Origin of the sequence: Pseudomonas brassicacearum, from assembly GCF_000585995.1 — a bacterium.
Taxonomy (GTDB): Bacteria; Pseudomonadota; Gammaproteobacteria; order Pseudomonadales; family Pseudomonadaceae; genus Aquipseudomonas; species Aquipseudomonas brassicacearum_A.
On record NZ_CP007410.1, the window covers coordinates 1,668,148 to 1,694,807 of the forward strand.

The window sequence follows — 26,660 nt, forward strand, 5'->3', positions numbered from 1 at the left end:
ACGGAACGATGGTCCCAAGAGAATGCCATGCACGGGGTTTCATGGTGGGGAGTGGGACAGATAATGTCGCGAATACGACGTGAGGATCAACGCCCGGTCGTTTGCCATTGTTTAGCCTGATCCGATCCATGTTCCATCAAATCCATGTTTAATCACCCTCAGTGTCGTGGGACGCTTTCAGGGTGTGTTTCCGGTGACGCGCTTATGGACGGTTGGCCCGCGGCATTCCTGTACTTTTCATCCGCCATGGCTGCTCCGGTCGGCCGATTCACGTCTGCTTTCACCCCTTCGCTCTGCGCACTGCCCTCTGAACTGGCTTTTTGGGCACTCTGGCATTGTCGCCACGCCCGTCCTCCAGATACCTGTATTCACGGTTGATCAACCCGCGTGTTCGCTGATGGCGAACGCAGACTGACGGCGCCTCATCGCCCGTCCGACACGTCAATACGAGCCTGTTCATGAGCCTTTCCAAGTACTCTTTCGCACCTGTGCAACACGCCCAGGCGTTCCTGGCGCAGCATCCGGATATCGAGCTGTTCGAGTTGTTTATCCTCGACAACAATGGTGTGCCTCGGGGCAAGTTGTTGCATCGGGATGAACTGCTGGCGGTCTACGAAAGTGGCCGGCCGTTGCCCAGTACGATTCTCGGCCTGACCCTCAATGGCGACGATGTGGAGAATTCCGGGCTGGTGTGGGACGTCGGTGACATCGATTGCCGAGCCTATCCCATCAGCGGCAGTTTGCAGCGCATGCCGTGGCGGCTGATCCCCACGGCTGCCGTGCAGGTGAGCATGCATCCTCAGGAGGGCATGCCGGCCACCATTGCCGATCCACGCTATGTGCTCAGCCAGGTGGTCGAGGCCTTGCAGGCGGACGGTTACTACCCGGTGATGGCTGCGGAACTGGAGTTTTATCTGTTGGACGCGCAGCGCGACAGCCAGGGCCGGCCACAACCGGCGCGGGACGCGGATGGCGGCCGGCCGCGCGCCACCCAGGTCTACGGTTTGCGTGAGCTGGAACAGATCGAGCCGTTCCTCGCGGACCTTTATGCGGCGTGCAAGCTGCAGGGCATTCCTGCCCGGACGGCCATTTCCGAATACGCACCGGGGCAGGTGGAGATCACGCTCGAACACCGTGCCGATGCACTGCAAGCCATGGATGAAGCCGTACGCTACAAGCGGCTGGTGAAGGGTGTGGCGCATAAACACGGCATGCAGGCGTGTTTCATGGCCAAGCCGTTCGATCATCTGGCGGGTTCCGGCATGCACATGCACGTCAGCCTGGCCGACAGGGATGGCCACAACCTGTTTGCCAGCGAAGCCGCCGACGGCACGCCGCTGCTGCGCAATGCGGTGGGCGGAATGCTCCACACCTTGCTCGATTCGCTGTTGCTGTTTTGTCCCAACGCCAACTCCTACCGCCGATTCCAGAGCAACAGCTACGCGCCGCTGGCGGCGACCTGGGGTGTGGACAACCGCACGGTGAGCCTGAGAGTGCCGGGCGGTCCGGCCTTCTCGCGGCACATCGAGCACCGCATTTGCGGTGCCGATGCCAACCCGTACCTGGCCGCGGCAGCCATACTGGCCGGCATCCATCATGGCATCCGTGAACGGTGCGATCCGGGAGCGCCTGTCGAGGGCAACGGCTACGCCCAGGCGACTGAGTTATTGCCTACCGATTGGCTCACCACCCTGCGCGCCCTTGAGGCCTCGACCTGGGCGAGGGAAGCCTTCGGCGATGAGTTCCTCGGTGTCTACCTGGCGGTCAAGCGTGCCGAATACCGCCAGTTCATGGGGGAGGTCGGAGAGCAGGACTGGCGCTGGTACCTGAATCAAGCCTGACGAGCGCTTGGAATCGACTGTTTAAATAATTATTTAATGGCAACTTTTTCACGAAAAATTGATGGTGGACTGCCTAAAGTTTGTGGTGCCGTAGGGAACGAATTTTTCACATTCGCTTCGGCGCCTCTTATTCAAAGAGTAACTTTCAGGAAGCCGTCAACCATCATGCTGACCATTAAAGCCGTGCGCCCCGAGTGGGTGACGCTGGCCGCCAGTGCCTTTTTATTAGTGGGTTTCAACGTCATTCTCTGGCAACACTTGCTCACGATCACGGCGACTGATGGCCGGGGCCTGCTGCTGTGCGTGGCATTTGGCGTGATGGTTTTCGGTGTGTTCAACCTGGTGCTGACGCTGGTGGCGTTCCGTCCGGTGCTCAAGCCGTTGTTGATGCTGCTGTTCTTGATCAGTGCCGGCGTGGCGTATTTCATGGCCCAGTATGGCGTGCTGATCGATGCCGGCATGTTACGTAACTTTGCGGAAACCAATGCCACTGAAGTCCGTGACCTGTTGTCGCTGAAGTTATTTGCCTACCTCGGTTTATTAGGGGTGTTGCCGTCCTGGTTATTGTTCAAGACACCCATCAAGTATCGTCGCTGGCCCAAAGAGTTGTTAAATAAGTTAGTTGTCGGTGTGGCCACTGCGGTAATTATCGGCGTGGTTGCCCTGGCCAATTACCAGGGCTTGTCTTCGTTGTTTCGCAATCACCACGAGTTGCACTTGATGGTGGTGCCGAGCAACTACATTGGCGCGTCGATCGGGTACTTGCGCGAGCAGATCGCGTCGGCCAAGCAACCCTTCACCCCGTTGGGCGAGGATGCGGTTCGCAACCCCGTCTGGCAAAGCCACGCCCGCAAATCCCTGACCGTATTGGTGGTGGGGGAGAGCGCCCGTGCCGAAAACTTCGGCATCCTCGGCTATAACCGCGATACCACCCCGACACTGGACAAAGAAGCCGGCCTGATTGCCTTCACCGATGTACATTCCTGCGGTACCGAAACCGCCGTGTCGGTGCCGTGCATGTTTTCCAACATGGGGCGCAAGAACTATGACGCCAGCAAGGCCAAAAATGAGGAGGGCCTACTGGATGTGCTCAAGCGCGCTGGCCTGGAGGTGATCTGGCGGGATAACCAATCCGGCTGCAAAGGCACCTGCGACCGCGTCACCCTGCAGGACGTGAGCAATCTCAAGGATCCAACCCTGTGCGCCAGCAGCGAATGCCGCGACGAAATCCTGCTCCAGGGGTTGCAGCATTTCATCGACACCCTCGATAAAGACACCGTGCTGGTGCTGCATCAGATGGGCAGCCACGGGCCGGAATATTTCAAGCGCTATCCCAAGGAGTACGAGCATTTCACCCCGGTGTGCAAAAGCAACGCGCTGAACAATTGCAGCCGCGAGAGCATCGTCAACGGCTACGACAACACGCTGGTGTACACCGATCATGTGCTGTCGACCCTGATCGACTTGCTTCGGGCCAATCAGGACAAGGTCGACACCGCCATGCTGTACCTGTCGGACCACGGTGAATCCCTGGGTGAATACAACCTGTTTCTCCACGGCACGCCTTACATGCTTGCTCCGGAGCAACAGAAGCATGTGGCGATGCTGGCCTGGTTTTCCGACAGCTATCAGAAGTCTTTCTCGGTCGATACCCATTGCCTGCAACTGAGTCGGGAAAAACCCTTGAGCCAGGACAACCTGTTTCATTCGATGCTCGGGCTGCTGGAAGTCAACAGCAAGGTCTACAACCAGGACCTGGATTTGTTTGCCAGTTGTCGCAGCCCGGTGATCGACGGTGTGTTGGCAAAGGAGTGATGGCCTACACCTTTTTTTCACGTATGGCTGTTTAACCTGTCATCCACCCATCTTCCAAGAGCTGTTCGTATGTCCGGGCAACCCCCTTCCACCGTTGAGCTTGAGTTCGCCAGGCAGCACGATCAGGAGCATGCGCAAGTTTGCTGCCAGCCGGCGCCGCGCCGCCTGCGCCTGACGTTCTGGCGTGACGAGCAGATGGTGCGAAACGCGCTGAAAGTGGCCGGTGAGCCAGGGCTGGTGCTGGATGTGGCGTGTGGGGCGGGGCGGTTCTGGCCAGTGCTGGCCGAGCATGCCAACCGGGTGATCCTGGCAGCGGACCCCTCGCCGGACATGCTTGAGCACGCGCTCACCCACCATGGCGGCGCGGTGCTCAAGCGGGTCAAGACGTTCCCGAGCTCGGCGTTCACCATTGGGCTGTCAGCCAACGCGGTGGATTGTATTTTTTGTCTGCAACTGTTTCGGCACATCAGCGCCAGTGAGCATCGCCTGGCGTTATTGCGTGAATTTCATCGGGTCAGTCGCGACACCGTGATCGTGTCGGTTCAGATCGAAGGGCGCCTTAAGATCGGCCAGGCGCCGCAACGCCACCTGGCCGGCAAGGCTGACGTTGAGGCCGAATTCCGCCAGGCCGGTTTTACCGTGCTGTGGTATCAGGATTTCCTGCCCGGTTTTGCCCTGACACGGGTTTATGTACTGCGTAAGACCAGTTAAGTTCGGATGTAGGACTATTCTTGCGTTTGCGCAGGCAATTTCTCACAGGCTCCTGCTCTATGGATGCTCGCAATCGCCGGCGGCGATATATACTGCGCGCCATTCTTCAAGGGAGAGCCGTGTGGCCATCGATATTCACTGGATTCGCGACAACGATAGCCTCGGTCAGTTTTGCGCCGAATGGCAGCAGTTGCCCTTCGTCGCCCTCGACACCGAATTCATGCGGGTCGACACCTTTTACCCCATTGCCGGTTTGCTGCAGATCGGCGACGGCAAGCGTGCCTACCTGATCGACCCCTTGACCATCGACAACTGGCAGCCCCTGGCCGCACTGCTGGAAAACCCGGCGGTGCTCAAGGTGCTGCACGCCTGCAGCGAAGACCTTGAGGTCCTGCTGCGCTTGACGGGCAGCCTGCCCGCGCCACTGTTCGATACTCAACTGGCCGCCGCCTACCTGAACCTGGGTTTTTCCATGGGCTACTCACGGTTGGTGCAGTCAGTGCTGGGGATCGAATTGCCCAAGGGCGAGACCCGTTCCGACTGGTTGCAGCGGCCCCTGTCCGAGACGCAGATCAGCTACGCGGCTGAAGATGCGGTGCATCTGGCGGAAGTGTTCGTGCAACTGCGCCCGAAGCTTTCCGACGAACGATTCACCTGGGTCCTGGAGGATGGCGCCGAGCTGGTGGCCAACCTGCGTCGCGAAGTCGACCCCTATGAGGTGTACCGCGAGGCCAAGCTGGCCTGGAAACTGTCCCGTGCCCAACTGGCTGTGCTGCGCGAACTGTGTGCCTGGCGGGAGCGAGAGGCGCGGGCCCGTGACTTGCCGCGCAATCGCATCATTCGCGAACACTCGCTATGGCCCCTGGCCCGTACGCAGCCGGATAACCTCGGCGCGCTGGCGAAAATCGAAGACATGCACCCGCGTACCGTACGCCAGGACGGCGAGTTTCTGTTGGACCTGATTCAGCGCGCCGCCAGCGTGCCGCCCGAACAATGGCCGCCCGCCGTGGCGGAGCCGTTGCCCATCGAGGCCTCAGCGCTGGTCAAGCGTCTGCGGGCGTTGGGGCAGGCTGAAGCCGAGCGCCTGGGGATTGCCCCGGAGCTGATGCTGCGCAAGAAAACCCTCGAAGCGCTGATCAAGAGTGGCTTCCCCGAGGGCCCTTACCAATTGCCCGATTCGCTGCGTGGCTGGCGCCGCGAATTGATGGGCCAGGCGCTGCTCGACAGCCTGGCCACTGCCGGAGAACAGCCTTGAAACGTATCTGCTCCATCTACCGAAGCTCGAAGAAAAGCGAGATGTACTTGTATGTGCTCAAGAGCGATGCCTTGAAGCGTGTGCCCGAGCCTTTGATGGCCGCCTTTGGCAAGGCGATCCATGCCTTTGACCTGGTCCTGAGCCCCGAGCGACCGCTGTCTCGGGAAGACATCAACAAAGTGCTGGAGAACCTCGACACCCAGGGTTATCACCTGCAGATGCCACCGGCCGAAGACGAGTACATCGAACATTTGCCCGAAGAGTTGCTGCGGCGTAACGACCCGGTCTGACGATCTCCTGGGCCCCCGTCCTGGGGGCTCTTGAAACACTGGAATGATTTATTGGCGATGATCGCCTGGATGGAGCGACACTCTGTCGGCGGTTGTCTGCATCGTTTTTGAAAGGTTGATTCATGCGCGTTCTGATTGCCGAACACGACCACGTGGTGTATGCCCAGCTTCTGCGCCAGGCTGCCCCCGATCTCGAAGTCCTGACCAGCGGCGACTCCGCTGAACTGTCGCGACTGGCCGCCGACTGCCCGGTCTGGCTTGGCCAGCCCGATCTGCTCGCGACCCTATTGCGTCAAGGCCATCATCCCCGCTGGTTGCAATCGACCTGGGCGGGCATCACGCCGTTGCTGGCCGAGGGCTTGACACGTAATTACCGCCTGACCCGTGCCGTGGGTATTTTCGGCCAGGTCATGGCCGAGTACGTGCTCACTTACATGCTCGGCCATGAACGCGAGGTGCTGGCGCGGCTGGTCAGCCAGGTGGAGCGCAAGTGGGACAACCGCCAGGGACAAGGCCTGGCCGGGCGCAAGGTGCTGATCGTCGGGACCGGCGATATTGGCCAGCGTGTGTCGCAGTTCCTGGTGCCGTTTGGCGTGCAGTTGTATGGCATTGCCAGCGAAGCCCGGGAGTTGGCGCCTTTCATCGAGGTCGGCGCGTTGGCGGATTTGCCGCGTCTGGTGGGTGAAGTGGATTACGTCATTAACCTGCTGCCCAACACGCCCAATACCCATGACGTGTATGACGCGGCGTTGTTCAAGCAATTCAAGCCAAGCGGACTGTTCATCAATGTCGGACGCGGCGTGGCCGTGGTGGATGCGGATCTGGTGCAGGCCTTGAAGGAAGGGCACCTGGCCGGGGCGGTGATCGACGTTTGCCGCCAGGAGCCGCTGCCGCAGCGTCACCCATTCTGGACTGCCTGGGGCCTGCTGTTGACCGGCCATAGCTCGGCCCCGACATCGCCGACGATGATGGTGCAGTTGTTCCTGGAAAACCTGCGGGCCTATCAGGCCGGTGAAGCGCTACGCGGGGAAGTGGATTTCAACCGGGGCTACTGAGGCCCGGATTCAGTGTGGGGGTGGGTTTGCTCCCACAGTGGGTTTTCAGTGGTCACAAAAAATGTGTACGCCACAGATCAAAATGTGGGAGCGAGCTTGCTCGCGATGGCGGAGTGTCAGTCGACATCAAAGTGACTGACCTGACGCCATCGCGAGCAAGCTCGCTCCCACAGTGGATCTTCAGCGGTCACAAAATAGGGTTACAGGGTGAAGTCGCCCTCAGCCACCAATTCGCTCAACGGTCGGCGTGGGCTTGGGGTTTCGCGGGCCTGGAGGTAGTCGGCCAGGGTGGATTTGTCCCCCAGCTTGCCAATCGCCACGGCGGCGTGCAGTGCATAACCTTCCGGGATCTTCAGTTCCTTGCGGGTCAGTTCCTGATCGAAACCGGCCATGCCGTGGGTGTGCCAGCCGCTGAGGCTGGCTTGCAGCGCCAGGTGGCCCCAGGCCGCGCCCGTGTCGAAGGTGTGGGACTGCGCCGGGGTTTCCTCGGTGGCGCCGGGCACCGCAAAGGTGGTTTTCGACACGATGATCACCAACGCCGAGGCGTGCTGGGCCCAGCCGCGGTTGAATTCATTGAGCAGGCCCAGGAAGCGCTCCCAATTCGGCGTGTCGCGGCGTGCATAGAGGAAACGCCACGGTTGGGAGTTGTAGGCCGACGGGGCCCAGCGTGCCGCTTCGAAGAAGCCCAGCAAGGTTTCTTCGGCGATGTTCTCGCCGGTAAAAGCGCGGGGCGACCAGCGTTCGATGAACTGAGGATGAATGGCGTAATCGGCGATGCGAGGATTGGCGCTCATGGGCTTACCTGATTGGGTTCGGGAAGATCAATGAAGCAACCTACGTCCCGACGTCCAGCCTGACAAGCCCCTGCCATACCGACAGTCGCCAACGCTTGGCCTGGCGAGGTCCCGGCACTAGACTGTCGGCCTTTTCACCACCTGATGTTGATGCTTGAGCCATGGCCGCCAAAGTCGAACCGTTCTGGATACGCAAAACCCTCGATCAGCTTGATCCGCAGGAATGGGAATCGCTGTGCGACGGTTGTGGCCTGTGCTGCCTGCAAAAGCTCGAAGACGAAGACGACAACAGCGTCTACTACACGCGCATCGCCTGCAAACTGCTGGACCTGAAAACCTGCCAGTGCACCGATTACCCCAACCGTCGTGATTTCGTTCCCGATTGCATCCAGCTCACGGCGGGTAAGGCCGATGAGTTCAAGTGGCTGCCGCCGACCTGCGGTTATCGACTGGTCAGCGAGGGCAAGGACTTGCCGTTGTGGCATCACCTGGTCTGCGGCGACCGCGATGCCGTGCACCACGAACGTATTTCCCAGTCCGGGCGGATGCTGGCCGAAGGCAGCGTGCCGGAAGAGGATTGGGAAGATCATCTGATTTTCCGCGCCGGCTGAGTCGCCGGGCATCGCGCTACCAGGGAGAACCCATGGCTGCAGGATTGAAACGGATGCTGGCGGCCGGGCTGCTGGCGATGTGCGGGCCGCTGTGGGCGGCGCAGAAAGTCGATCTGGATTATCACGTGCACCTGTTGCCGCAGAGCGACCAGGCCGAAGTGCGCCTGACCCTGGCGCGGGGTTCGGCGGTGCGCAGCCTGGATTTCGACCTCGGCGATGGCAGCCGCTACAGCGATTTCAAGGCTGACGGCCAATGGCAGCTCAGCCCTGGCAAACAAGCGCGTGGTGTCTGGCGCCCGGCCGCCGACAAGGCGAGCCTGAGCTACCGGGTACGCATCAGCCATGCGCGCAAGACGGGCACCTACGAAACCCGCATGACCCCGAACTGGGCCTTGCTGCGCGGCGACGATCTGGTGCCGTCGGCCAAGCTCGATCAGCAGGACGGCGTCGAACTGGTTGCTCGGCTGGAGGTGGAGTTGCCCGATGGCTGGAAAAGCATCGAGACACCCTGGCCGCGCATCGGCAAGCAACGCTTTCGCATCGACAACCCCTCGCGTCTGTTCGATCGCCCCACGGGCTGGATGCTCGCCGGCAAACTTGGCAGCCGCCGTACGCGCCTGGGAGAGACCGAGGTGACGGTGGCCTCGCCCCAGGGCCAGGGCATGCGCCGGATGGATGTACTGACGCTGCTGACGTTCGTCTGGCCGCAGGTGCAAGCGGTGGTACCGCGCCATCCTGCCAAGCTGCTGATTGTCGGCGCGGGTGACCCGTTGTGGCGGGGTGCCCAGGCCGGGCATGACTCGATTTACCTGCACAGCCGTCCGCCCCTGGTCAGCGAGCGGGGCAGTAGCCCATTGTTGCGCGAGCTGGTGCAGGCGCTGGCGCGCGTCAATGATCATGATCGCAGCGACTGGATCAGCGAGGGGCTGACCGAGTACTACGCTGTCGAACTGCTGCGCCGCGCTGGCGGCATAAGCGATGAGCGCTATCAGGCCCTGAATGACCGGCTCGCCCGGGACAGCAAGGGTGTCACGACCTTGCGCGGCGAGCAGGTCAGCCCGGCGACGGTGGCCAAGGCGGTGTTGCTGCTGCAGGAACTGGACCGCGAGATACGTCTGAAAACCCGTAACAAGCGTTCGCTGGATGATGTGTTGCAGGGGGCGATGCGGCTGGAAACGGTCGACACCCAGGAGTTTGTGCAGCTCAGTGAAAGCATCCTGGGTGCAAGCTCTACTGTGTTGGATACCCGGTTACTTCAGTGACATCGCTATCGCGAGCAAGCTCGCTCCCACATTGATCGATGTCGTACACAAATAGTGTGTGCAGCAAAGATCCAGTGTGGGAAGCGAGCTTGCTCGCGATGAGGCCATCAATGTCACCGCAAAAATCAGAGCCCAGCCTTCGGCGAAACCAGCGAATCATTCCCGGTCACCGTCGCCGTGCCAGTCGCCGCTTCGGCATTGGCCTTCAGGCGGCTCAGCTCATCGCCGGCCTGCTCGATCCGGGCGCGGGCGTTGTGCAGATTTTGGCGGTTCTTTTCCAGCAGGGCCTTGGCCGAACAGTGCCCGGTGATACCCCGCGCCAGGGCCATGCCACCGATAGCCAATTGAGCCAGACCGATCACACCGCCGCGACGCAAGCCCTTGCCCATCATCAGCACACCGCCGGCCAGTGAGCCAATGCGTTCCCAACCATGCACGTTTTGCGGCGGATGAGATTGGAAAGGGGTGCTCTCAATCGGCTCGAACGGATTGTTGTCGCTCATGATCTGTCTCCAGTATGGGATTGGTATAAAACTGACTGTTCGAGTAATTGCCTTGTTCAATCAATTTTGCACCGATCAGCGGAATTGCGGCCCCGAGCGGGTGTTGTTGCCTTTGGCCATGCGGTCGTACAGCACGACGTTGACCGTGGCGGCCAGGTTCATGCAGCCGGTGGTGGGGATGTACACCACGTCTTCGCACCAGTCGCGAATGTCTTTGTCCAGCGAGCCATCCTCGGGACCGAAGATGTACAGCGCCCGGTCCGGGTGAGTGTATTCCGGCAACGGGCGGGCGCCTTCCACCAGTTCCACGGCCACCGGCACACAGCCCAGGGGCAGAATTTTCTTCAGGTCATCGATGCCGATCAGCGGGATGTCGTAGTGGACTTTCTTGGTGTCGGTGACAAAGTCGGCGGCACGTTCATAGCGCTTGCCGGTGTAGAACACCGACGCCACGCCGTAGCAACCGGCGGCACGCATGACCGAACCGACGTTTTCCGGTGACTTGGGATTGAACAGACCGATGCAGCTGTAGCGTTTGTTGGCCACGGGCGGGGTGCCTTTGGGGAAAAGGCGAGATTATACGGGGAATGCAGGAGGGCGGTCAGTTTCGCTGATTGGTGGTGAAAGGGGGATCGCCATCGCGAGCAAGCTCGCGCTGGACTGCGCAGCAGTCCTTTTATAAGGCAGGGGGTTGCTTCGCAACCCAGCGGGAGCAAGCTCCCTCGCCACAAAAGCGGGCTACTCGTCTTTCTTCATCAGCCCAGCCAGCGCCGCAAACGGGTTGTGCGTGGCCTTGGCGATTTTCGGCGTACTCAGCGAGCCTTCGCCGAAGTACTGTTGGTCGGTGTAACGCGAGTGTTCGTTGTCATGGCAGTACAGGCACAGCAGTTCCCAGTTGGAACCGTCCTGCGGGTTGTTGTCATGGTTGTGGTCGCGGTGGTGAACGGTCAGTTCGCTCAGGCGCTTGCCGGAAAACTCACGGGCGCAGCGACCGCAGACATGGGGGTACATTTTCAGGGCTTTGTCGCGGTAGCCCATTTCCCGATCACGCTGGGCGTCGGCGAGGATGCGGTCCAGCTTGGCGGTGTTGGACGGTGGTGTTGACGAACTCATGGGTTCACCTTTGTAAAAAGACTGATAACGGTTGAACGCAGTTTAGCTCAGCCCTTGAGCTTCTCGGCAATCCAGATGGTGTGGCGGGTGCCTTTGTTGCCATGGGCGAACACTTGCACCTCTTCGGCCTTGAAACCGGCCTTTTTCAGCTTGTCGGAAAACTGCCGGTCAGCGCTGGCCGACCACACCGCCAGCACGCCCTTGGGTCGCAGGGCTTTGGCGCACGCCGCCAGGCCACCGGCCGAATACAGCCAACTGTTGGCTTTCTGGGTCAGGCCTTCGGGGCCGTTGTCGACGTCCAGCATGATGGCGTCGAAACCCTGGGGCTCGGCTTGCAGCACCTTGGCCACATCTTCCATGCGGATCACGGTGCGCGGATCCGACAGCGGCCGCCCGGCCTTTTCACCGAGGGGGCCGCGGTTCCACTCCACCACGCCCGGTACCAATTCGGCCACCACCACTTCGGCAGTCTTGCCCAGGTGCTTGAGCGCCGAGGCGAGGGTAAAGCCCATGCCGAGGCCGCCGATCAGCACGCGCGAGCCGGGCCGGCCGGCGACCTTGCGGCAGGGAATCTCCGCCAGGGCGTCTTCGGAACCGTGCATGCGGGTGTTCATCAACTGCCCGCCATCACCGCCCTGGATCTTGATGACGAAGTCTTCGCCGTACTCGAACAGGCACAAGGCACCGCCGTTGTCAGGGATGGGGGTGCTGTCGAGCAGAACGAAACGTTTCATGGAAATCTCGTGAGAGGGGGCAAACCGGCGCGGTAAGGACTAGCCTGAAGGCAGACAATAGCCACGGAGCCATTGATGAAGTGCATCATTCTAACGGCCATTGCCCTGGCGACGCTCTCGATAAGTTGGGCGCAGGCCCAGCAACCGACGATTCCGGTAAGCCCGGCGTCCATTCCCGGCTCGCCCGGCACGGCCACACCCATGCCATACCCGCCGGTCACGCCCAACGGCGTGCCCAAGCCAGGCCCCGGAAGCGGTGGGCCGCCGTTGTTGCCACCGATTGAAATGCCCAAGCCGCCCAAGGATCAGCCGATACCGGGCATGGAGCCGAATCCGCCGAAGGCCAAGTCGCCGGGGGGATAAATCGACAAGACGACGCTATGACCTGTGGGAGCGAGCTTGCTCGCGATAGCGGTGTGTCAGTCGGCTTCAATGCTGGCTGATCCACCGCCATCGCGAGCAAGCTCGCTCCCACAGGTATTGGCTGTCAGACCTGTTGCGACAGCAACTGCCCATCGGCCATGCGCAGGCGCTTGGACAGGGAGACGGCGAGGGCACGGATGATCTTGGCGGCAATCTTCGGGGCGTCGTTGAGCATTTTCTCCAGGGAGTCCTTGCCCAGGTTCAACAGTTGGCAATCACTGGCGGCGATGCAACTGGCCGAGCGTCGCTCGCCATCGAGCACCGCCATTTCACCGAACGCCCGGCCACTGCGCAGCGTGGCGATAGTCACAGGTTGGCCGTCGGGGCCGGTTTTCTGCACGGCCACTTGGCCGGTGTGGATGATGCACATGAAGCTGCCGGCATCGCCCTCGCGGAAAATCGCTTCGCCTGCGGCGATGGCGCTGATGCTGAAGTAGCCCGACGCCGCGGCGAAGTCCACAGGCAGCAATTGGTCGAACAGACCGCAGTCCATCAGCCAGTCACGGATTTCTTTGTTCAGTAAGGTCGGTTCTGACATGTCGTCACGGTCTTTTTCTTGTGTCTGTCGCGTGTTGGGAGGATCTGGGTGTGGAATACCTGTGGGAGCGGGCTTGCTCGCGAAGACGGTGTGTCAGTCGACACATCAGCTGAATGTCAGTCCGCCTTCGCGAGCAAGCCCGCTCCCACATTTCGAGACTGCGTCGTTCCCTAAGACCCGACCGCCCCACAGAGTTCCTCAGCCCAACCCCAAAACCTTCAAAACAAATGCATATTCGAGCGCTACGTCACGCAATCCCTGGTAGCGCCCGCTCATTCCGCCGTGGCCGGCGCCCAGTTCGGTCTTGAGCAGCAAGGGGTTGTCATCGGTCTTGGTGGCCCGCAACTTCGCCACCCACTTGGCTGCTTCCCAATACTGCACGCGACTGTCGTTGTAGCCGGCGATCACCAGCAGCGCCGGGTACGCCTGGGCGCTGACGTTTTCGTACGGGGCGTAGGTCCGGATCCGATCATAAACGTCCGGCTCCTGCGGATTGCCCCATTCGTCGTATTCGGTGACGGTCAAGGGCAGGTCCGGATCGAGCATGGTGTTGAGCACATCGACGAACGGCACTTCGGCAATCGCGACCTTGAACAGCTCCGGGCGTTGATTGAGCACTGCACCGATCAGCAAGCCACCGGCACTGCCGCCGCTGATCGCCAGTTGCTCGGCGGTGGTGAAGCCCTTGGCGATCAAATGCTCGGCGCAGGCGATGAAGTCGCTGAATGTGTTGTGCTTGTGTTCCTGCTTGCCGGCGCGGTACCAGGCTTCCCCCAGCTCACCGCCACCGCGCACATGGGCGATGGCAAACGCCACGCCACGGTCGAGCAGGCTCAGGCGCGCGTGGGAAAACCACGGATCGAGGCTTTCGCCATAGGCACCGTAGCCGTACAGGTACAGCGGCACCGGCTGGCCGAGGGCCTCGCGCTTGACCACCAGGCTGATGGGTACCTGCGTACCGTCCGGTGCCGTCGCCCATAGCCGCTGGCTGACGTACGCATCGGCGTCGAACGGGCCCAGCACCGGGGTCTGCTTGAGGACAACCTGTTCGCCGCTGGCCAGGTCCAATTGACGGATCTGCGCCGGACGGTTCAGGGCCTCGTAGCGCAGGCGAATGCGCTCGCTGACGAACTCCAGGCTGTTCTGCACATGCAGGCTGTAGGCCGCGTCCGGCAATTGCACCCGATACGCCGGCAAATCCTGTGGATGAACCTCGATGATCGGCAGGCCACCTTCACGCAGGCTCAAGGTCATGGCCCCGGCGTTCAGGCTCAAACCGTCGATCATCACAGTGTCGCTGTGGGGAATCAGGTTCTGCCAGTCGGCTTCGGTAGGCACCACGCCATTGTCGGCGGCCTGGTACAAGGCGAAGTTGATCCCGTCGCGGTTACTGCGGATCAGCCACGTCCATTGACCATCGAGCAGGCCGTGATCGACATCGTATTCGTGGTTCTCCAGGCGGGGCGCCAGGCAGGTGAAGGGCAGTTGCGGATGCGCGGCGTCCAGCACCCAGACTTCACTGGTGGTCTTGCTGCCCAGGGACAGGATCAGTTGCCGCTCGGAGCTGGAACGGTAGCAATGCAGGAAGAAACGCCCGTCCGGCTCGTGGAACACTTCTTCGGCGGCGGTGCCATCGAGACGATAGCGCCAGAGTTTGTGCGGGCGATGGGTTTCGTCCAGCTCACCAAAAAACAGCGTCAGGCTGTCATTGGCCCAGGTCATGCTGCCGTCGCAATTCTCGAAGGACAGTTCACTGACCTTCTCATTGGACAATTCCTTCACGAACAGCGTGTAAATCTCGTCGCCCGTGGTGTCCAGGCTGTAGGCCAGGCGCTGGTGGTCGGGGCTGATGCTGAATGCGCCAAGGGAAAAGAAACCGCCGCCGGCCAATTCGTTTGGGTCCAGCAGCAGCTGTTCGCGGTGCTCGTCTACGGTCAGGCTGTCGTCGCCCGGGCGTGGGCAGCGGTAATGGCGCGGGTATTCGTCACCGGCCGTGGTGCGGGTGTAATACAGGTACGGACCCCAGGGCGAGGGCAGGGACAGGTCGGTCTCGAGGATCCGGCCCTTGATCTCCTGGAACAGGGTTTCGCGCAGTTCGGCCTGGTTGGCAAGTTGGGCTTCCTGGTAGCTGTTTTCAGCCTTGAGGTAGTCGAGCACGGCGTCGGTGTCGCGCTCCTGCAGCCAGGCGTATGGGTCAACACCGGCGTCCCTGTGGGCAATCGGGGCGTTGGAAACGTGGGCAGATAGGGACATGAAAGGCTCTCGAACGTTGTACGAAAAGGGACCAGCGGCCCGCGTGGTTAGTTCTGTCAGGCAAGCGAACTCACCACACAAGTCACTCGGCAGACGCCGGGGCAGCCTGACGAGCGAAAAGCCGTTACTATAAGCGCCTATTTGCCTGCCTTGCCATGGACACCATGACCGAGAACGACTATCTGATTGCCTGGGGCCTCTACGCCTTCGCCGCCCTGGGCTGCCTGCTGGTATGGATGCGCATGACCCGCTGGATGTGGCGCTGGTTGCGCGAGCCGCTGCGGCTGTTGATGGCGGTGTTGCTGTTCAGCCCCACCATCGTTGATCCGGTGAAGGAAAAGATCGCCCCGGCCCTGGCCATTGTCGCCCTGGACGTGCTGTTCAAAGTGGGTAACAACGTCTGGCGGGCAGCGTCGGATCTGCTCATGTACGGCATGATCGCCTTCGGTCTCTATTTGATTTTCGTGCTGATCCGCTTCCCCATCGAGCGCGCCTCCAACGCTCGCAAGGAGCGGGCTGCCGCAGCAAAAGCCGCCGCTGCGGCCGATGATGAACTGCAGGACGAACCACCGTTCGGTGTGGCCGGTGATGACCGTTATGGTCGCCCGCCGGTGCCGAGCAATCCCCAGCGTTCGCGTATCGAACCGCGCCTGTAAACCAGGCCTGCCCATTCAAGCGAGAGTTCGAGCATGTGTGAGTTACTGGGCATGAGTGCCAATGTGCCGACCGACATCGTGTTCAGCTTCACCGGGTTGATGCAGCGCGGCGGCAAGACCGGGCCGCACCGGGACGGCTGGGGCATCGCGTTCTATGAGGGCCGAGGCCTGCGCCTGTTCCAGGACCCGGCCGCCAGCTGCGAGTCGGAAGTGGCGAACCTGGTGCAGCGTTATCCGATCAAGAGCGAAGTGGTGATCGGGCACATCCGCCAGGCCAACGTCGGCAAGGTCTGCCTGTCCAACACCCACCCCTTCGTGCGTGAGTTGTGGGGCCGCAACTGGTGTTTTGCCCACAACGGTCAACTCGCCGATTTCCACCCTGAGGTCAGTTTCTACCGCCCGGTGGGCGACACCGACAGTGAAGCGGCGTTCTGCGATTTGCTCAACCGCGTGCGCCTGACGTTCCCGGAACCGGTGGAAGTGGAGCAATTGCTCCCGTCGTTGATTGAGGCCTGCGCCGAATACCGCAGCAAAGGCGTGTTCAATTGTTTGCTGAGCGATGGCGACTGGCTGTTCTGCTACTGCTCGACCAAACTGGCCCAGATCACCCGTCGCGCCCCGTTTGGCCCGGCGCGCCTCAAGGATGTGGACGTGATCGTCGATTTCCAGGCCGAAACCACGCCCAACGACGTGGTCACGGTCATCGCCACCGAACCCTTGACCGAAAACGAAACCTGGACCCGTTACGAACCGGGCCAATGGAGCCTGTGGCGACGCGGTGAATGCGTCAGCCACGGCCAGACCGAATAAGGACGTCACGTTATGTTGCTCAGTTATCTCCGGCTGGTGTTGTTCGCTGTGGGCCTGTTGGTGGGGGTCCAGGTGCCGGGCTTCGTCAGCGATTACGCCAAGCGGGTCGAGGCGCACTTGATCGAGGCGCAAACCGGCCTGCAAGGTTTCCAGGGCACCGCCAACCAGTTTTTCAAGGGGGACATGCAGGCCCTGGTGGCCCATTACCGCGCCAGCGAAGACCCGATCTTTCGCAGCGATGCCGACAGCCTGAACACCTTGCTGGTTCGCCAGCAGGCCCTGGACAAACAGTTCCAGGCGATGCAAGGCCCGTGGTACATCCGTTTGCTGCAAGTGGCGCTGGCCGCCGACCCGGACATTCGCAAGGAAACCTGGAACGGCTACAGCTACCAGATCCTGCTGACCCCCGAGGCCATGATCTGGGGCATCAGCGGGGCCCTGTTGCTGTCGTTTGGCCTGGAATGCCTGTTCCGCCTGATCGACTGGGTGGTACTGGGCGGCAAGCGCCTGCGCCAGAGCCGGCCGATTGAAGAGCGGGATCTGCGGGGGCTGTAAAGCCGCAGCCGGCTTCTGTGGCGAGGGAGCTCGCTCCCGCTGGTCTGCGCAGCAGACCCAAACCTGCTGGACACCATCAACCTGACACTGCGTGGTGCCTGGTTTTGGGGCCGCTTCACGGCCCAGCGGGAGCAAGCTCCCTCGCCACAACGGTGTTCAGCCAGGCCCTGCGTCTTACCCAATCAAGTTTTTCTTATGACCCAGCCGAGGTTTTATTCGTTGGACGGGATCGGCCGCGCGCTCAAGAATCGGGGCAACGGTCTCCACGTCAGCGTCGTCGAGACTCACAACAATAAAACCGCGGAGAACCCCCATGAGTGCACCCGACACGCTCGGCGTCCCTAAACCCCAGGCCCGTTCTGGCCCGTTCGATTGGTATCGCAATATCAATCAGCAGGAACGTCGCACATTCTGGAGTTGCAAGATTGGCTACGCCCTGGACGGCATGGACACACAGATGCTCAGTTTCGTGGTGCCGACCCTGATCGCGATGTGGGGTATCACCACCGGCCAAGCGGGGCTGATCCACACCAGTACCCTGATCGCTTCGGCCATTGGCGGCTGGGTGGCGGGCATTCTCTCGGACCGTATCGGTCGGGTGCGCACCCTGCAACTGACGGTGCTGTGGTTCGCGTTTTTCACCTTCCTGTGCGGCTTCGCCCAGAACTACGAACAACTGTTGATCGCCCGCACGTTGATGGGCTTCGGCTTTGGCGGCGAATGGACGGCCGGTGCGGTGTTGATGGGTGAGGTAATCCGCGCCAAGGACCGCGGCAAGGCGGTCGGTATGGTGCAATCGGGTTGGGCGCTGGGCTGGGGTATGACGGCGATTCTGTATGCGCTGCTGTTTTCGGTGTTGCCGCCGGAAGACGCCTGGCGCGCCTTGTTCATTCTGGGCATTGTCCCGGCAGTATTCGTGATTTTCGTCCGGCGGCTGGTCAAGGACCCAGAAGTCTATAACCAGGCCAAGGCCCGGCAAACACCGAGCAATCCGGCGAAGTTCTACGAGATCTTCGCCCCCGGCATACTGTTCACCACCTTTCGTGCCTCGTTGCTGACCACCGGTGCTCTGGGCGGTTACTACGCCATCACGTCCTGGCTGCCGACGTTCCTGAAAAATGAGCGCGGCCTGAGTGTATTGAGCACCGGCGGCTACCTGGCGATGGTGATCGTTGGTTCCTACGTGGGCTACGTCATCAGTGCATATTTGAGTGACATCCTGGGCCGTAAAAAGAACTTCGTCCTGTACGCCATCGGCTCATTCACCATCGTGCTGTTGTATACCCAACTGCACGTGAGCAATAACGTGATGCTCTGGCTGGGCTTCCCCTTGGGGTTCTTCGCGTCGGGCATGTTCAGCGGCATGGGCTCGTTCCTTACCGAGTTGTTCCCGACGCGCATTCGCGGTTCGGGCCAGGGTTTCTGCTACAACATCGGCCGGGCGGTGGCGGCATTGTTCCCGCTGTTGATCGGCCTGCTGAGCCAGAAGGTGCCGCTGAGCGTGGGGATCGGTGCGTTTGCGGCGGTGTCCTATGGCGTGGTGATCCTGGCGGCCCTGAGCCTGCCGGAAACCCAAGGCAAGCAGCTGGAAGCCGAGTAACTGATAACCTGCGGGGCACATGTCCCGCAGTTAAACGAAGAAAGCACCTACAGGAGCGTTCACCGTGAACCGCCTGCTATTGAACTGCGACATCGGCGAGAGCTTCGGCAACTGGACCATGGGTCTGGACGCCGAGGTCATGCCCTTCATCGATTGTGCCAACATCGCCTGCGGTTTTCATGCCGGCGACCCGAGCATCATGCGCAAGACCGTCAGCCTGGCCCTGAGCCACGGCGTGCGGATCGGCGCGCACCCGGCCTATCAAGACCTGGCGGGCTTTGGTCGGCGGTCCATGGCCTATGGCGCCCAAGAACTGCAGGACTTGCTGCACTACCAGATCGGCGCTCTCGACGGCATTTGCCGGGCTCAGGGCGGGCAGGTCAGCTACGTCAAACCCCATGGGGCGATGTACAACGACATGATGGCCAATCCAACGCAACTGCGTGCCGTGATCCAGGCGGTTGCCGCCTATGACCGGCAGTTGCCGCTGATGCTGATGGCGACCCGGGACAACAGCGCCGCCCAGGCCCTGGGCGATGAATATGGCCTGACCCTGTGGTTCGAAGCCTTCGCCGACCGTGCCTATGACAGTGCCGGTCGCCTGGTTTCGCGGCAAGCGCCGGGAGCCGTGCACCACGAGCCCGAGGTTATCATCGAGCAAGCCCTGACCATTGCCCGCGGCGATGCGCTGACTGCCAGCGATGGCAGCGCCCTGAATCTGAAGGCCAACACGTTGTGTGTGCACGGTGATAACGCCAGCTCCGTGGCCGCCGTACAACGTATCCGTGAAGCCCTGAATCGGCAGAGCGCGCCATGACACCACGTTTGGAAGTGGTGGCGGTGGACTGCCTGATGGTCCGACTGTTCGATGAGATCGCCGAGACCAACATGCCGTGGATGCTCGCCGCCAGTGCGCGGCTCAAAGCGGTATTTGCCGAGCATCTGATTGATCTGGTGCCGTCCTACACCACGCTGATGGTGCACTACGATATGTTGGCGCTGACGCCGGTCCAGGCCCGGGATCTGATCGGCGAGGCGCTGAGAAACCTTTCACCCGATGCCCGCTCGGTCGGCCAATGCCATGTGCTGCCGGTGTGGTATGACCCCAGTGTCGGCCCGGAACTGAGCCTGTTGGCGAGCCGCGGCGGTTTGACGGTGCAGCAGGTGATCCGCTGCCACAGCGAGCGCGAGTACCAGGTGTTCGCCCTGGGCTTTGCACCTGGATTTGCCTTCATGGGGTTGGTGGACGAAGTGCTGGCCGCGCCACGCCTCGACACGCCGCGCAAGCGGGTAGCGGCGGGCAGCGTCGGGATCGCCGAGCGTCAGACCGCGGCGTATCCAGTGGTATCACCCGGTGGCTGGAACCTGATCGGCCGCACCCCGGCCAAATTGTTCGACCGCGAGCGCGACGGCTACAGCTTGATGCAGCCCGGCGATACGGTGCGCTTCGCCGCCGTGGATCACGCCGAATTCATCGCACTGGGCGGCGACGATACACCGCTGGAGGCCCAGGCATGAGCCGTCTATTGATCGAGGCCAGCACACCGCTGTGCCTGTTGCAGGACACCGGTCGTTTCGGCGTCAGACATTTGGGCGTGACCCAGGGCGGCGCGGCGGATTGGCTGTCGATGGCCTGGGCCAACTGGATGTTGGGCAATGCTCCGGACGCGGCGGTGGTGGAAATCACCCTCGGCGGCTTTACGGTGGTGGCCGAAGAGGATTGCGTGCTGGCGCTGACCGGGGCGGACCTGGGGGCACGGGTGGAGGGGCAATCGGTGGCATCGTGGCGCTTTTTCAGCCTGCGAAAGGGGCAGACGCTGGCGCTCACCCAGCCTGTACTCGGTGCCCGGGCCTATCTGGCGGCGCCCGGCGGATTCAATGCGCCTGAGGTACTGGGTAGCCGGTCGACGGTGGTACGTGAAGAGCTCGGTGGCCTGGATGGACGGGGGCGGGCGCTGAGTCGCGGCGCGCACCTGAGCTATTCGGGCTTGGCGACGCCTCGGCCCATTCCTCGCGCGCTCATTCCGGATTTTCAGCAGGACTCGCCGCTGGACCTGATCCTCGGCGCGCAGAATGGGGCGTTCAGCGGGCAAAGCCTGTACGACGCGTTCAATATCGCCTGGACGCTGGACAGTCGCGCTGACCGCATGGGTATCCGGTTACTCGGCACGGCGCTGGAATACCAGGGCCCGTCGATGATCTCCGAAGGCATTCCCCTGGGCGCCGTGCAGGTGCCGCCGGACGGCCAGCCGATCGTTTTGCTCAACGACCGGCAAACCATCGGTGGATATCCACGCCTGGGCGCCTTGACGCCGTTGGCCCTGGCCCGACTGGCGCAATGCCTGCCGGGTGCGCAAGTGCGGTTGCGGCCGGTGGTGCAGGAGATTGCGCATCGGCAACAGGTGGAGTGTCTGCGCAGTTTTCTGGACCGCTAAAAGCATCGCGAGCAAGCTCGTTCCCACAGGGGATCTCATGTGTGACGCAGATCCAGTGTGGGAGCGAGCTTGCTCGCGATGAGGCCCTTCCAGGCAATACACAACAACTATTTGGACAGAAACCGCATCCCTTCCTCCAACCCCCGCAAGGTCAGCGGATACATCCGGTCTTCCACCAACTCGCGCACGATGTTGGTCGAGGCGGTGTAACCCCAGGTGTCCTTGGGATAAGGGTTGATCCAGATGAGCTTCTTGTATTTCTCCATGAAACGCTGCATCCACACATAGCCGGCTTCTTCATTCCAGTGTTCGACACTGCCGCCGGCCTGGGTGATTTCATAAGGGGCCATGGCCGCGTCACCGATGAAGATCACTTTGTAGTCGGCGCCGTACTTGTGCAGCAAATCCTGGGTCGACGTGCGTTCCGAGGTGCGGCGCAGGTTGTTCTTCCATACCGACTCGTACACAAAATTGTGGAAGTAGAAATACTCCAAGTGCTTGAACTCGGTCTTGCAGGCCGAGAACAGCTCTTCGCAGATTTTCACGTGGGCATCCATCGAGCCGCCGATGTCGAACAGCAGCAACAACTTCACGGTGTTGCGTCGTTCCGGACGCATCTGGATGTTCAGCAGGCCGGCGTCGCGGGCGGTGTGGTCGATGGTGCCGTCGATGTCCAGCTCTTCGGCCGCACCCTGGCGGGCGAATTTGCGCAGGCGGCGCAGGGCAATCTTGATGTTGCGGGTACCCAGTTCCACCTGGTCGTCGAGGTTCTTGTACTCGCGCTGGTCCCAGACCTTCACGGCCTTGCCCTGGCGCTTGCCAGCGTCGCCGACGCGAATGCCTTCGGGGTTGAAGCCGCCGGAGCCGAATGGGCTGGTGCCGCCGGTGCCGATCCACTTGTTACCGCCGGCATGGCGTTCCTTCTGTTCTTCCAGGCGTTTCTTGAATTCTTCGATCAGCTTGTCCAGGCCACCCAGGGACTGGATCTGCGCCCGCTCTTCGTCAGTCAACGAGCGCTCGAACTCCTTGCGCAACCAGTCTTCGGGAATCAGCGCCTGGAGATGATCGTCGAGTTTTTCCAGGCCGTTGAAGTAGGCGGCGAACGCCCGGTCGAACTTGTCGAAATGCCGTTCGTCCTTCACCAGGATCGCCCGCGACAAGTAATAGAACTCGTCCATGTCGGCGAAGATCACCCGCTGTTTCAGCGCGTTGATCAGGTCCAGCAGTTCACGCACTGACACGGGCACCTTGGCGGCGCGCATTTCATTGAACAGGTTAAGCAGCATGGCAATCGCCCTCGCTCTTGTTAGACGAAGAGGATCAGCGGGTGCCGCGGCGGCTCATGAACGCCAGGCGCTCGAGCAGTTGCACGTCCTGTTCGTTCTTGACCAGGGCCCCGGCCAGCGGCGGAATGGCCTTGGTCGGATCGCGTTCGCGCAGCACCGCTTCGCCGATGTTGTCGGCCATCAGCAGCTTGAGCCAGTCCACCAGTTCGGAAGTGGAGGGCTTTTTCTTCAGGCCCGGCACCTTGCGCACATCGAAGAACACGTCCAGCGCTTCGCTGACCAGGTCTTTCTTGATGTCCGGGTAATGCACGTCGACGATTTTCTGCAGGGTGACGCGGTCGGGGAAGGCTATGTAGTGGAAGAAGCAGCGGCGCAGGAACGCATCCGGCAGCTCTTTTTCGTTGTTGGAGGTAATGATGATGATTGGCCGCTGCTTGGCCTTGATGGTTTCATCGGTCTCGTAAACGTAGAACTCCATCTTGTCGAGTTCTTGCAGCAGGTCGTTGGGGAACTCGATGTCGGCCTTGTCGATTTCGTCGATCAGCAGAATCACTCGCTCTTCGGACTCGAACGCTTCCCAGAGCTTGCCCTTCTTCAGGTAGTTGCGCACGTCATGGACCTTGTCCACGCCCAACTGCGAGTCCCGCAGGCGGCTGACCGCGTCGTACTCATACAGGCCCTGATGGGCCTTGGTGGTGGACTTGATGTGCCAGGTGATCAGGCGCGCGCCGAAGGACTCAGCCAGTTGCTCGGCGAGCATGGTCTTGCCGGTGCCCGGTTCGCCCTTGACCAGCAGCGGCCGCTCCAGGGTGATGGCGGCGTTGACGGCCAGCTTCAAGTCATCGGTGGCCACGTAGGCGCGGGTGCCTTCGAACTTCATCTGCAATTCCTCGAACGGTGTCGCCGGCCTGATGAGGCAGGGCGTGCGAAATAAATGTCGTGCCCGACTATAACGCGGCGCCCCGGCGACTGTGAACGCAGACGCTGTATTCAGTCTCTGAATGGAGCGTCACATGTTGACTCAGTCTCGGCCGCTTGCCAGTATTGCATATCGCCAATTTGGCGATATGTTTGGTGCATGTCTACTAAATATCGATTCAAGAATACTTACCGCATTCAACTGCGTGAACGAGACCATCCACCGCCCCATGTTCACCTGACAGGTGGTGGGTTGGATGTGATGCTGAGCCTGGAAACCGTGGAAGTGATGATGGGCCGCGCGCCGCCCTTGATCATCAAGGAAGCGCTGGACTGGGTCAGGGTTCACCAGGCGCAACTGTTGGAGGACTGGAAACGATGCTACCCATGAAACGGCCGCGGCTATTGGCCGTGCAGGCCTTATTGCCATTGAGTCTTGAACTGAAGTTCATCGACGGACAGCAGCTGACGCTGGACTTGAGCGCTGATGTGCAACGTTTTCCGGGCTTACAGCCTTTGCTTGAGGAAGGTGCGTTTGGAGGCGCGAGCCTGGGGGATGATGGTTGGAGTGTGGAATGGCCCGAGCTGGATATCCAGATCGGGGCCGATACCTTGTATCTGGATGCGCTGGCGCAGAATGCCGTGGATGAAAATACCCGCATTTTCATTGGTTGGCGTGCCCGCACCGGCCTGCCGCTGAACCAGGCGGCTGAAGCACTGGGGGTCAGCGCTCGCAGCATCAGCCGCTATAGCAGTGGGCGCGAGGCTGTACCGCGTTCGCTGGCCCTCGCGTGCCTGGGATGGGACTCGCTGCAGCGTGGCGCGGGCACCGCGGCGGCGGAACCGATCGGCCGCTACACCGTCACGCGCAAGCCCTAGTCGGTCGAAGGCGCTGGCTGTTCATAACGGGCGTTGAACGCCTGGACGAAACCGTTGCGCAGAATCTGCAAGAAGGCTTCGAAGGCGCTGATGTCCTGCTGATGAACGTTGCCACTGAGCTCCACTCGCGTGGCGAACTGGTTCTTGCGTTGGTTCTTGAGGGCCGTTTCACCCGCGCCGACCAACGCTTCCCAGACCGAACGGAAGATGTTTTTGTTCTTGTTTTCCACGTCCTGTTGCCAGTCGAATACATCGACATCGCGCAGCAGCGGCTTGATGTAGCCGCTGAGCTTGGCGTTGTCGGCCTCAGCCTCGACCACCAGGTCGCCATGGCCGGCGTTGAAATCGAATTTGCCATAGGCCGCGGCGAAATCGTTCAGGCGCTTGAGTTCGATGTTCCTGGCCCGCAGGCGGAAATCGAAGTCCTCGAAGTTGCTCAACGGGTCGAAGGTCGCCTGCATTTCCAGGGGCGCGTGTTCGGCCACCAGGGCCTTGCCCTCGAAGCGGGCATCGCGCTTGCCTTCGGTGTCGACCACGTTGGTCAGGTTATAGAAGCTGGCGTTGACGTCGGTGGCCCGCAAATTGACCGGCGGCTTGGAGTTGAAGTTGCGGAAGGTGACCTTGCCGTCCCTGATTCGCACTTCGTTGAGGGTAATGGGCAGCAGTTTGCCGAGTTGCTCCCGCCAGTTGGTGCCCTGGCCGGTCTGGGAGTTCTGCCGGTTGGCCCCGCCGTCGACGAAGTTCACTTCGGGGCGGGCGAACTCTACCTCGGCCACCACGGCATGGTCGTACCACAGCGAATGCCAGCTCACGGACAGGTCGATCAACGGCGCGTCGACGAATGGCACCGGGACCTTGCCGTCGACCTTGACGATTTTCAGGCCGTTGATCCGGTAGGCACCACGCCAGAGCGCCAGGTCCACATCGATGACCTGGCCGCGATAGTCACCCATGTCGGCCAGCTTGTCGTTCAGGTAGTTGCGTACCAGGTAAGGCAGGGTGAAATGCAGGGCCACGAGCACCGCAACGATGGCGGCGAGAGTCCACAGTGGCCAGCTGTATCGACGCTTCATGTCAGTCTCCAGCATTGTTAGGGGGACTAAAGCCATTGACTGTTGTAGCTACTGGAACGTTCGGTGCAACTGGACGCCCATGAGCAACAGGCATACCTTTAAACGCTTAAATTTCCCGCTGCATCAAGGACCCAGCCATGAGCCGCATATTTGCAGACAACGCCCATTCCATCGGCAATACGCCACTGGTGCAGATCAACCGCATCGCCCCACGCGGCGTGACTATCCTGGCCAAGATCGAAGGGCGTAACCCAGGGTATTCGGTCAAGTGCCGGATCGGCGCGAACATGATCTGGGACGCTGAAAGCTCGGGCAAGCTCAAACCTGGCATGACCATCGTTGAACCCACGTCGGGCAACACCGGGATCGGCCTGGCGTTCGTCGCCGCCGCCCGTGGCTACAAGCTGATGCTGACCATGCCGGCGTCGATGAGTATCGAACGGCGCAAGGTGCTCAAGGCCCTGGGCGCGGAGCTGGTGCTCACTGAGCCGGCCAAGGGGATGAAAGGGGCCATCGAGAAAGCGGCCGAGATCCTGGCCAGCGACCCTTCCAAATACTTCATGCCGCAGCAGTTCGATAACCCGGCGAACCCGGCGATTCACGAAAAAACCACCGGTCCGGAAATCTGGAACGACACCGACGGCGCGGTCGACGTGCTGGTAGCGGGCGTGGGCACCGGAGGAACCATTACCGGGGTTTCGCGATACATCAAGAACACCTGTGGCAAGCCGATCCTGTCGGTGGCGGTCGAGCCGGAGGTTTCACCGGTGATTACCCAGGCGATGGCGGGCCAGGAGATCAAGCCCAGCCCCCATAAGATCCAAGGGATCGGCGCGGGATTCGTGCCGAAAAACCTCGACCTGTCGATTGTCGATCAGGTTGAGCGGGTCACTGATGACGAGTCCAAGGCCATGGCCCTGCGCTTGATGCAGGAGGAGGGCATCCTTTGCGGGATTTCCTGTGGCGCGGCGATGGCCGTGGCCGTGCGCCTGGCGGAAAAGCCGGAAATGCAGGGCAAGACCATCGTGGTGATCCTGCCGGATTCGGGTGAGCGGTATCTGTCGAGCATGTTGTTCAGTGATTTGTTTACTGAGCAGGAGACTCAGCAGTGAAGTTGGTTAGCGTCAGCCAAGGTTCAGGCCATGCATGTTAAGAAAGGAATTGTTGCGTAATTTTCAACAGTGAATGTTGCGCCGGGTAGTTTCCGAGCCTGGCAGCGATCTATAACATGGCCGGCCGCTGCATCGGGT

The 26,660-nt window shown here is 61.2% G+C and carries 29 protein-coding genes; 19 read left to right on the forward strand and 10 right to left on the reverse strand.

Annotated features, from left to right (window positions below):
* Positions 1 to 458 precede the first annotated feature (458 nt).
* The 6 genes from CD58_RS07300 to CD58_RS07325 all read left to right on the forward strand — a co-directional run bounded on the left by CD58_RS07300 (position 459) and on the right by CD58_RS07325 (position 6,967).
* The gene (locus CD58_RS07300) at positions 459 to 1,841 is read left to right on the forward strand and encodes a glutamine synthetase family protein (RefSeq protein WP_025212383.1); all 1,383 of its coding nucleotides are present in this window, start codon (positions 459 to 461) and stop codon (positions 1,839 to 1,841) included.
* Positions 1,842 to 2,006: 165 nt separating this feature from the next.
* The gene (locus CD58_RS07305) at positions 2,007 to 3,656 is read left to right on the forward strand and encodes a phosphoethanolamine transferase (RefSeq protein WP_025212384.1); all 1,650 of its coding nucleotides are present in this window, start codon (positions 2,007 to 2,009) and stop codon (positions 3,654 to 3,656) included.
* Between the two features lie 69 nt (positions 3,657 to 3,725).
* On the forward strand, positions 3,726 to 4,367 hold the full coding sequence (locus tag CD58_RS07310) for a class I SAM-dependent methyltransferase (RefSeq protein WP_025212385.1): 642 nt from the start codon (positions 3,726 to 3,728) through the stop codon (positions 4,365 to 4,367).
* 121 nt (positions 4,368 to 4,488) lie between these two features.
* Positions 4,489 to 5,622, forward strand: a complete 1,134-nt coding sequence (gene rnd, locus CD58_RS07315; protein ID WP_025212386.1) for a ribonuclease D — start codon at positions 4,489 to 4,491, stop codon at positions 5,620 to 5,622.
* A complete protein-coding gene (locus tag CD58_RS07320) occupies positions 5,619 to 5,912 on the forward strand; it encodes a YcgL domain-containing protein (protein WP_025212387.1) in 294 nt (97 codons plus the stop codon). The genes rnd and CD58_RS07320 overlap by 4 nt, the downstream gene beginning before the upstream one ends.
* 122 nt (positions 5,913 to 6,034) lie before the next feature.
* On the forward strand, positions 6,035 to 6,967 hold the full coding sequence (locus CD58_RS07325) for a D-2-hydroxyacid dehydrogenase (protein WP_025212388.1): 933 nt from the start codon (positions 6,035 to 6,037) through the stop codon (positions 6,965 to 6,967).
* A 200-nt stretch (positions 6,968 to 7,167) separates the two neighbouring features.
* Here the strand turns inward: CD58_RS07325 and CD58_RS07330 are convergent, their stop codons facing one another.
* A complete protein-coding gene (locus CD58_RS07330; RefSeq protein WP_025212389.1) occupies positions 7,168 to 7,761 on the reverse strand; it encodes a nitroreductase family protein in 594 nt (197 codons plus the stop codon).
* A 161-nt stretch (positions 7,762 to 7,922) separates the two neighbouring features.
* On the opposite strand from CD58_RS07330, the gene CD58_RS07335 reads away from it, so the two are divergent.
* Positions 7,923 to 8,372 (forward strand): YcgN family cysteine cluster protein, encoded by a 450-nt coding sequence (locus tag CD58_RS07335; RefSeq protein ID WP_025212390.1) that lies wholly within the window; start codon positions 7,923 to 7,925, stop codon positions 8,370 to 8,372.
* Between the two features lie 32 nt (positions 8,373 to 8,404).
* Positions 8,405 to 9,634, forward strand: coding sequence for a hypothetical protein (locus tag CD58_RS07340; protein ID WP_025212391.1), 1,230 nt, complete (start codon positions 8,405 to 8,407; stop codon positions 9,632 to 9,634).
* A gap of 125 nt (positions 9,635 to 9,759) precedes the next feature.
* Here CD58_RS07340 and CD58_RS07345 read toward each other — a convergent pair whose 3' ends face one another.
* The 4 genes from CD58_RS07345 to CD58_RS07360 all read right to left on the reverse strand — a co-directional run bounded on the left by CD58_RS07345 (position 9,760) and on the right by CD58_RS07360 (position 11,984).
* Positions 9,760 to 10,137 carry a YgaP family membrane protein gene (locus tag CD58_RS07345; RefSeq protein WP_025212392.1) on the reverse strand — a complete coding sequence of 126 codons (378 nt, stop codon included), beginning with the start codon at positions 10,135 to 10,137 and terminating at the stop codon, positions 9,760 to 9,762.
* A gap of 75 nt (positions 10,138 to 10,212) precedes the next feature.
* Positions 10,213 to 10,683, reverse strand: a complete 471-nt coding sequence (locus tag CD58_RS07350) for an RNA methyltransferase (RefSeq protein WP_003198862.1) — start codon at positions 10,681 to 10,683, stop codon at positions 10,213 to 10,215.
* Between the two features lie 192 nt (positions 10,684 to 10,875).
* Positions 10,876 to 11,250: a YajD family HNH nuclease gene (locus tag CD58_RS07355; RefSeq protein WP_025212393.1), complete on the reverse strand. Its 375-nt coding sequence runs from the start codon at positions 11,248 to 11,250 to the stop codon at positions 10,876 to 10,878.
* A 47-nt stretch (positions 11,251 to 11,297) separates the two neighbouring features.
* Positions 11,298 to 11,984: a spermidine synthase gene (locus tag CD58_RS07360; RefSeq protein WP_025212394.1), complete on the reverse strand. Its 687-nt coding sequence runs from the start codon at positions 11,982 to 11,984 to the stop codon at positions 11,298 to 11,300.
* 75 nt (positions 11,985 to 12,059) lie between these two features.
* Between CD58_RS07360 and CD58_RS07365 the strand changes: the two genes are divergently transcribed.
* Positions 12,060 to 12,347 (forward strand): hypothetical protein, encoded by a 288-nt coding sequence (locus tag CD58_RS07365; protein ID WP_025212395.1) that lies wholly within the window; start codon positions 12,060 to 12,062, stop codon positions 12,345 to 12,347.
* A gap of 124 nt (positions 12,348 to 12,471) precedes the next feature.
* Here the strand turns inward: CD58_RS07365 and CD58_RS07370 are convergent, their stop codons facing one another.
* Together CD58_RS07370 and CD58_RS07375 are read right to left on the reverse strand one after the other, a co-directional pair.
* On the reverse strand, positions 12,472 to 12,945 hold the full coding sequence (locus CD58_RS07370) for a cyclic nucleotide-binding domain-containing protein (protein ID WP_003198869.1): 474 nt from the start codon (positions 12,943 to 12,945) through the stop codon (positions 12,472 to 12,474).
* 198 nt (positions 12,946 to 13,143) lie between these two features.
* A complete protein-coding gene (locus tag CD58_RS07375) occupies positions 13,144 to 15,198 on the reverse strand; it encodes a S9 family peptidase (RefSeq protein ID WP_025212396.1) in 2,055 nt (684 codons plus the stop codon).
* Between the two features lie 155 nt (positions 15,199 to 15,353).
* Between CD58_RS07375 and CD58_RS07380 the strand changes: the two genes are divergently transcribed.
* The 7 genes from CD58_RS07380 (at position 15,354) to CD58_RS07410 (ending at position 21,254) form a co-directional block, all read left to right on the forward strand.
* Positions 15,354 to 15,854: a hypothetical protein gene (locus CD58_RS07380; protein WP_025212397.1), complete on the forward strand. Its 501-nt coding sequence runs from the start codon at positions 15,354 to 15,356 to the stop codon at positions 15,852 to 15,854.
* A 33-nt stretch (positions 15,855 to 15,887) separates the two neighbouring features.
* Positions 15,888 to 16,664, forward strand: a complete 777-nt coding sequence (locus CD58_RS07385) for a class II glutamine amidotransferase (protein ID WP_025212398.1) — start codon at positions 15,888 to 15,890, stop codon at positions 16,662 to 16,664.
* 12 nt (positions 16,665 to 16,676) lie between these two features.
* The gene (locus CD58_RS07390; RefSeq protein WP_025212399.1) at positions 16,677 to 17,219 is read left to right on the forward strand and encodes a DUF2937 family protein; all 543 of its coding nucleotides are present in this window, start codon (positions 16,677 to 16,679) and stop codon (positions 17,217 to 17,219) included.
* Between the two features lie 313 nt (positions 17,220 to 17,532).
* A complete protein-coding gene (locus tag CD58_RS07395; RefSeq protein WP_025212400.1) occupies positions 17,533 to 18,819 on the forward strand; it encodes an MFS transporter in 1,287 nt (428 codons plus the stop codon).
* Positions 18,820 to 18,883: 64 nt separating this feature from the next.
* On the forward strand, positions 18,884 to 19,636 hold the full coding sequence (locus tag CD58_RS07400; protein ID WP_025212401.1) for a 5-oxoprolinase subunit PxpA: 753 nt from the start codon (positions 18,884 to 18,886) through the stop codon (positions 19,634 to 19,636).
* Positions 19,633 to 20,337, forward strand: coding sequence for a 5-oxoprolinase subunit PxpB (pxpB, locus tag CD58_RS07405; RefSeq protein ID WP_025212402.1), 705 nt, complete (start codon positions 19,633 to 19,635; stop codon positions 20,335 to 20,337). The genes CD58_RS07400 and pxpB overlap by 4 nt, the downstream gene beginning before the upstream one ends.
* Positions 20,334 to 21,254 carry a biotin-dependent carboxyltransferase family protein gene (locus tag CD58_RS07410; RefSeq protein ID WP_025212403.1) on the forward strand — a complete coding sequence of 307 codons (921 nt, stop codon included), beginning with the start codon at positions 20,334 to 20,336 and terminating at the stop codon, positions 21,252 to 21,254. Before pxpB ends, CD58_RS07410 begins: the two co-directional genes overlap by 4 nt.
* A gap of 107 nt (positions 21,255 to 21,361) precedes the next feature.
* On the opposite strand, the gene CD58_RS07415 is transcribed toward CD58_RS07410, so the two are convergent.
* Together CD58_RS07415 and CD58_RS07420 are read right to left on the reverse strand one after the other, a co-directional pair.
* Complete coding sequence (locus tag CD58_RS07415) at positions 21,362 to 22,540, reverse strand: vWA domain-containing protein (protein ID WP_003198888.1); 1,179 nt, start codon at positions 22,538 to 22,540, stop codon at positions 21,362 to 21,364.
* Between the two features lie 34 nt (positions 22,541 to 22,574).
* Positions 22,575 to 23,420, reverse strand: a complete 846-nt coding sequence (locus CD58_RS07420; protein WP_025212404.1) for an AAA family ATPase — start codon at positions 23,418 to 23,420, stop codon at positions 22,575 to 22,577.
* A 198-nt stretch (positions 23,421 to 23,618) separates the two neighbouring features.
* On the opposite strand from CD58_RS07420, the gene CD58_RS07425 reads away from it, so the two are divergent.
* Both CD58_RS07425 and CD58_RS07430 read left to right on the forward strand, forming a co-directional pair.
* Entirely contained in the window at positions 23,619 to 23,849 is a 231-nt protein-coding gene (locus CD58_RS07425) for a DUF4160 domain-containing protein (protein WP_025212405.1), read from the forward strand.
* Positions 23,837 to 24,337, forward strand: a complete 501-nt coding sequence (locus CD58_RS07430; protein WP_025212406.1) for a DUF2442 domain-containing protein — start codon at positions 23,837 to 23,839, stop codon at positions 24,335 to 24,337. Before CD58_RS07425 ends, CD58_RS07430 begins: the two co-directional genes overlap by 13 nt.
* On the opposite strand, the gene CD58_RS07435 is transcribed toward CD58_RS07430, so the two are convergent.
* Positions 24,334 to 25,410: a DUF748 domain-containing protein gene (locus tag CD58_RS07435; protein ID WP_025212407.1), complete on the reverse strand. Its 1,077-nt coding sequence runs from the start codon at positions 25,408 to 25,410 to the stop codon at positions 24,334 to 24,336. The two genes, CD58_RS07430 and CD58_RS07435, sit on opposite strands and share 4 nt — an antisense overlap.
* A gap of 137 nt (positions 25,411 to 25,547) precedes the next feature.
* On the opposite strand from CD58_RS07435, the gene cysK reads away from it, so the two are divergent.
* Positions 25,548 to 26,522 carry a cysteine synthase A gene (cysK, locus tag CD58_RS07440; protein ID WP_025212408.1) on the forward strand — a complete coding sequence of 325 codons (975 nt, stop codon included), beginning with the start codon at positions 25,548 to 25,550 and terminating at the stop codon, positions 26,520 to 26,522.
* The last annotated feature ends 138 nt before the right edge of the window (positions 26,523 to 26,660 follow it).

Excerpts from the sequence above, each read along its gene's own strand:
- CD58_RS07300 (WP_025212383.1), top strand. The coding sequence starts at position 459 with ATGAGCCTTTCCAAGTACTCTTTCGCACCTGTGCAACACGCCCAGGCG.
- CD58_RS07305 (WP_025212384.1), top strand. The coding sequence starts at position 2,007 with ATGCTGACCATTAAAGCCGTGCGCCCCGAGTGGGTGACGCTGGCCGCC.
- CD58_RS07310 (WP_025212385.1), top strand. The coding sequence starts at position 3,726 with ATGTCCGGGCAACCCCCTTCCACCGTTGAGCTTGAGTTCGCCAGGCAG.
- CD58_RS07325 (WP_025212388.1), top strand. The coding sequence starts at position 6,035 with ATGCGCGTTCTGATTGCCGAACACGACCACGTGGTGTATGCCCAGCTT.
- CD58_RS07330 (WP_025212389.1), bottom strand. The coding sequence starts at position 7,761 with ATGAGCGCCAATCCTCGCATCGCCGATTACGCCATTCATCCTCAGTTC.
- CD58_RS07335 (WP_025212390.1), top strand. The coding sequence starts at position 7,923 with ATGGCCGCCAAAGTCGAACCGTTCTGGATACGCAAAACCCTCGATCAG.
- CD58_RS07340 (WP_025212391.1), top strand. The coding sequence starts at position 8,405 with ATGGCTGCAGGATTGAAACGGATGCTGGCGGCCGGGCTGCTGGCGATG.
- CD58_RS07345 (WP_025212392.1), bottom strand. The coding sequence starts at position 10,137 with ATGAGCGACAACAATCCGTTCGAGCCGATTGAGAGCACCCCTTTCCAA.
- CD58_RS07355 (WP_025212393.1), bottom strand. The coding sequence starts at position 11,250 with ATGAGTTCGTCAACACCACCGTCCAACACCGCCAAGCTGGACCGCATC.
- CD58_RS07360 (WP_025212394.1), bottom strand. The coding sequence starts at position 11,984 with ATGAAACGTTTCGTTCTGCTCGACAGCACCCCCATCCCTGACAACGGC.
- CD58_RS07365 (WP_025212395.1), top strand. The coding sequence starts at position 12,060 with ATGAAGTGCATCATTCTAACGGCCATTGCCCTGGCGACGCTCTCGATA.
- CD58_RS07370 (WP_003198869.1), bottom strand. The coding sequence starts at position 12,945 with ATGTCAGAACCGACCTTACTGAACAAAGAAATCCGTGACTGGCTGATG.
- CD58_RS07375 (WP_025212396.1), bottom strand. The coding sequence starts at position 15,198 with ATGTCCCTATCTGCCCACGTTTCCAACGCCCCGATTGCCCACAGGGAC.
- CD58_RS07380 (WP_025212397.1), top strand. The coding sequence starts at position 15,354 with ATGGACACCATGACCGAGAACGACTATCTGATTGCCTGGGGCCTCTAC.
- CD58_RS07385 (WP_025212398.1), top strand. The coding sequence starts at position 15,888 with ATGTGTGAGTTACTGGGCATGAGTGCCAATGTGCCGACCGACATCGTG.
- CD58_RS07390 (WP_025212399.1), top strand. The coding sequence starts at position 16,677 with ATGTTGCTCAGTTATCTCCGGCTGGTGTTGTTCGCTGTGGGCCTGTTG.
- CD58_RS07395 (WP_025212400.1), top strand. The coding sequence starts at position 17,533 with ATGAGTGCACCCGACACGCTCGGCGTCCCTAAACCCCAGGCCCGTTCT.
- pxpB (WP_025212402.1), top strand. The coding sequence starts at position 19,633 with ATGACACCACGTTTGGAAGTGGTGGCGGTGGACTGCCTGATGGTCCGA.
- CD58_RS07410 (WP_025212403.1), top strand. The coding sequence starts at position 20,334 with ATGAGCCGTCTATTGATCGAGGCCAGCACACCGCTGTGCCTGTTGCAG.
- CD58_RS07415 (WP_003198888.1), bottom strand. The coding sequence starts at position 22,540 with ATGCTGCTTAACCTGTTCAATGAAATGCGCGCCGCCAAGGTGCCCGTG.
- CD58_RS07420 (WP_025212404.1), bottom strand. The coding sequence starts at position 23,420 with ATGAAGTTCGAAGGCACCCGCGCCTACGTGGCCACCGATGACTTGAAG.
- CD58_RS07425 (WP_025212405.1), top strand. The coding sequence starts at position 23,619 with ATGTCTACTAAATATCGATTCAAGAATACTTACCGCATTCAACTGCGT.
- CD58_RS07430 (WP_025212406.1), top strand. The coding sequence starts at position 23,837 with ATGCTACCCATGAAACGGCCGCGGCTATTGGCCGTGCAGGCCTTATTG.
- CD58_RS07435 (WP_025212407.1), bottom strand. The coding sequence starts at position 25,410 with ATGAAGCGTCGATACAGCTGGCCACTGTGGACTCTCGCCGCCATCGTT.
- cysK (WP_025212408.1), top strand. The coding sequence starts at position 25,548 with ATGAGCCGCATATTTGCAGACAACGCCCATTCCATCGGCAATACGCCA.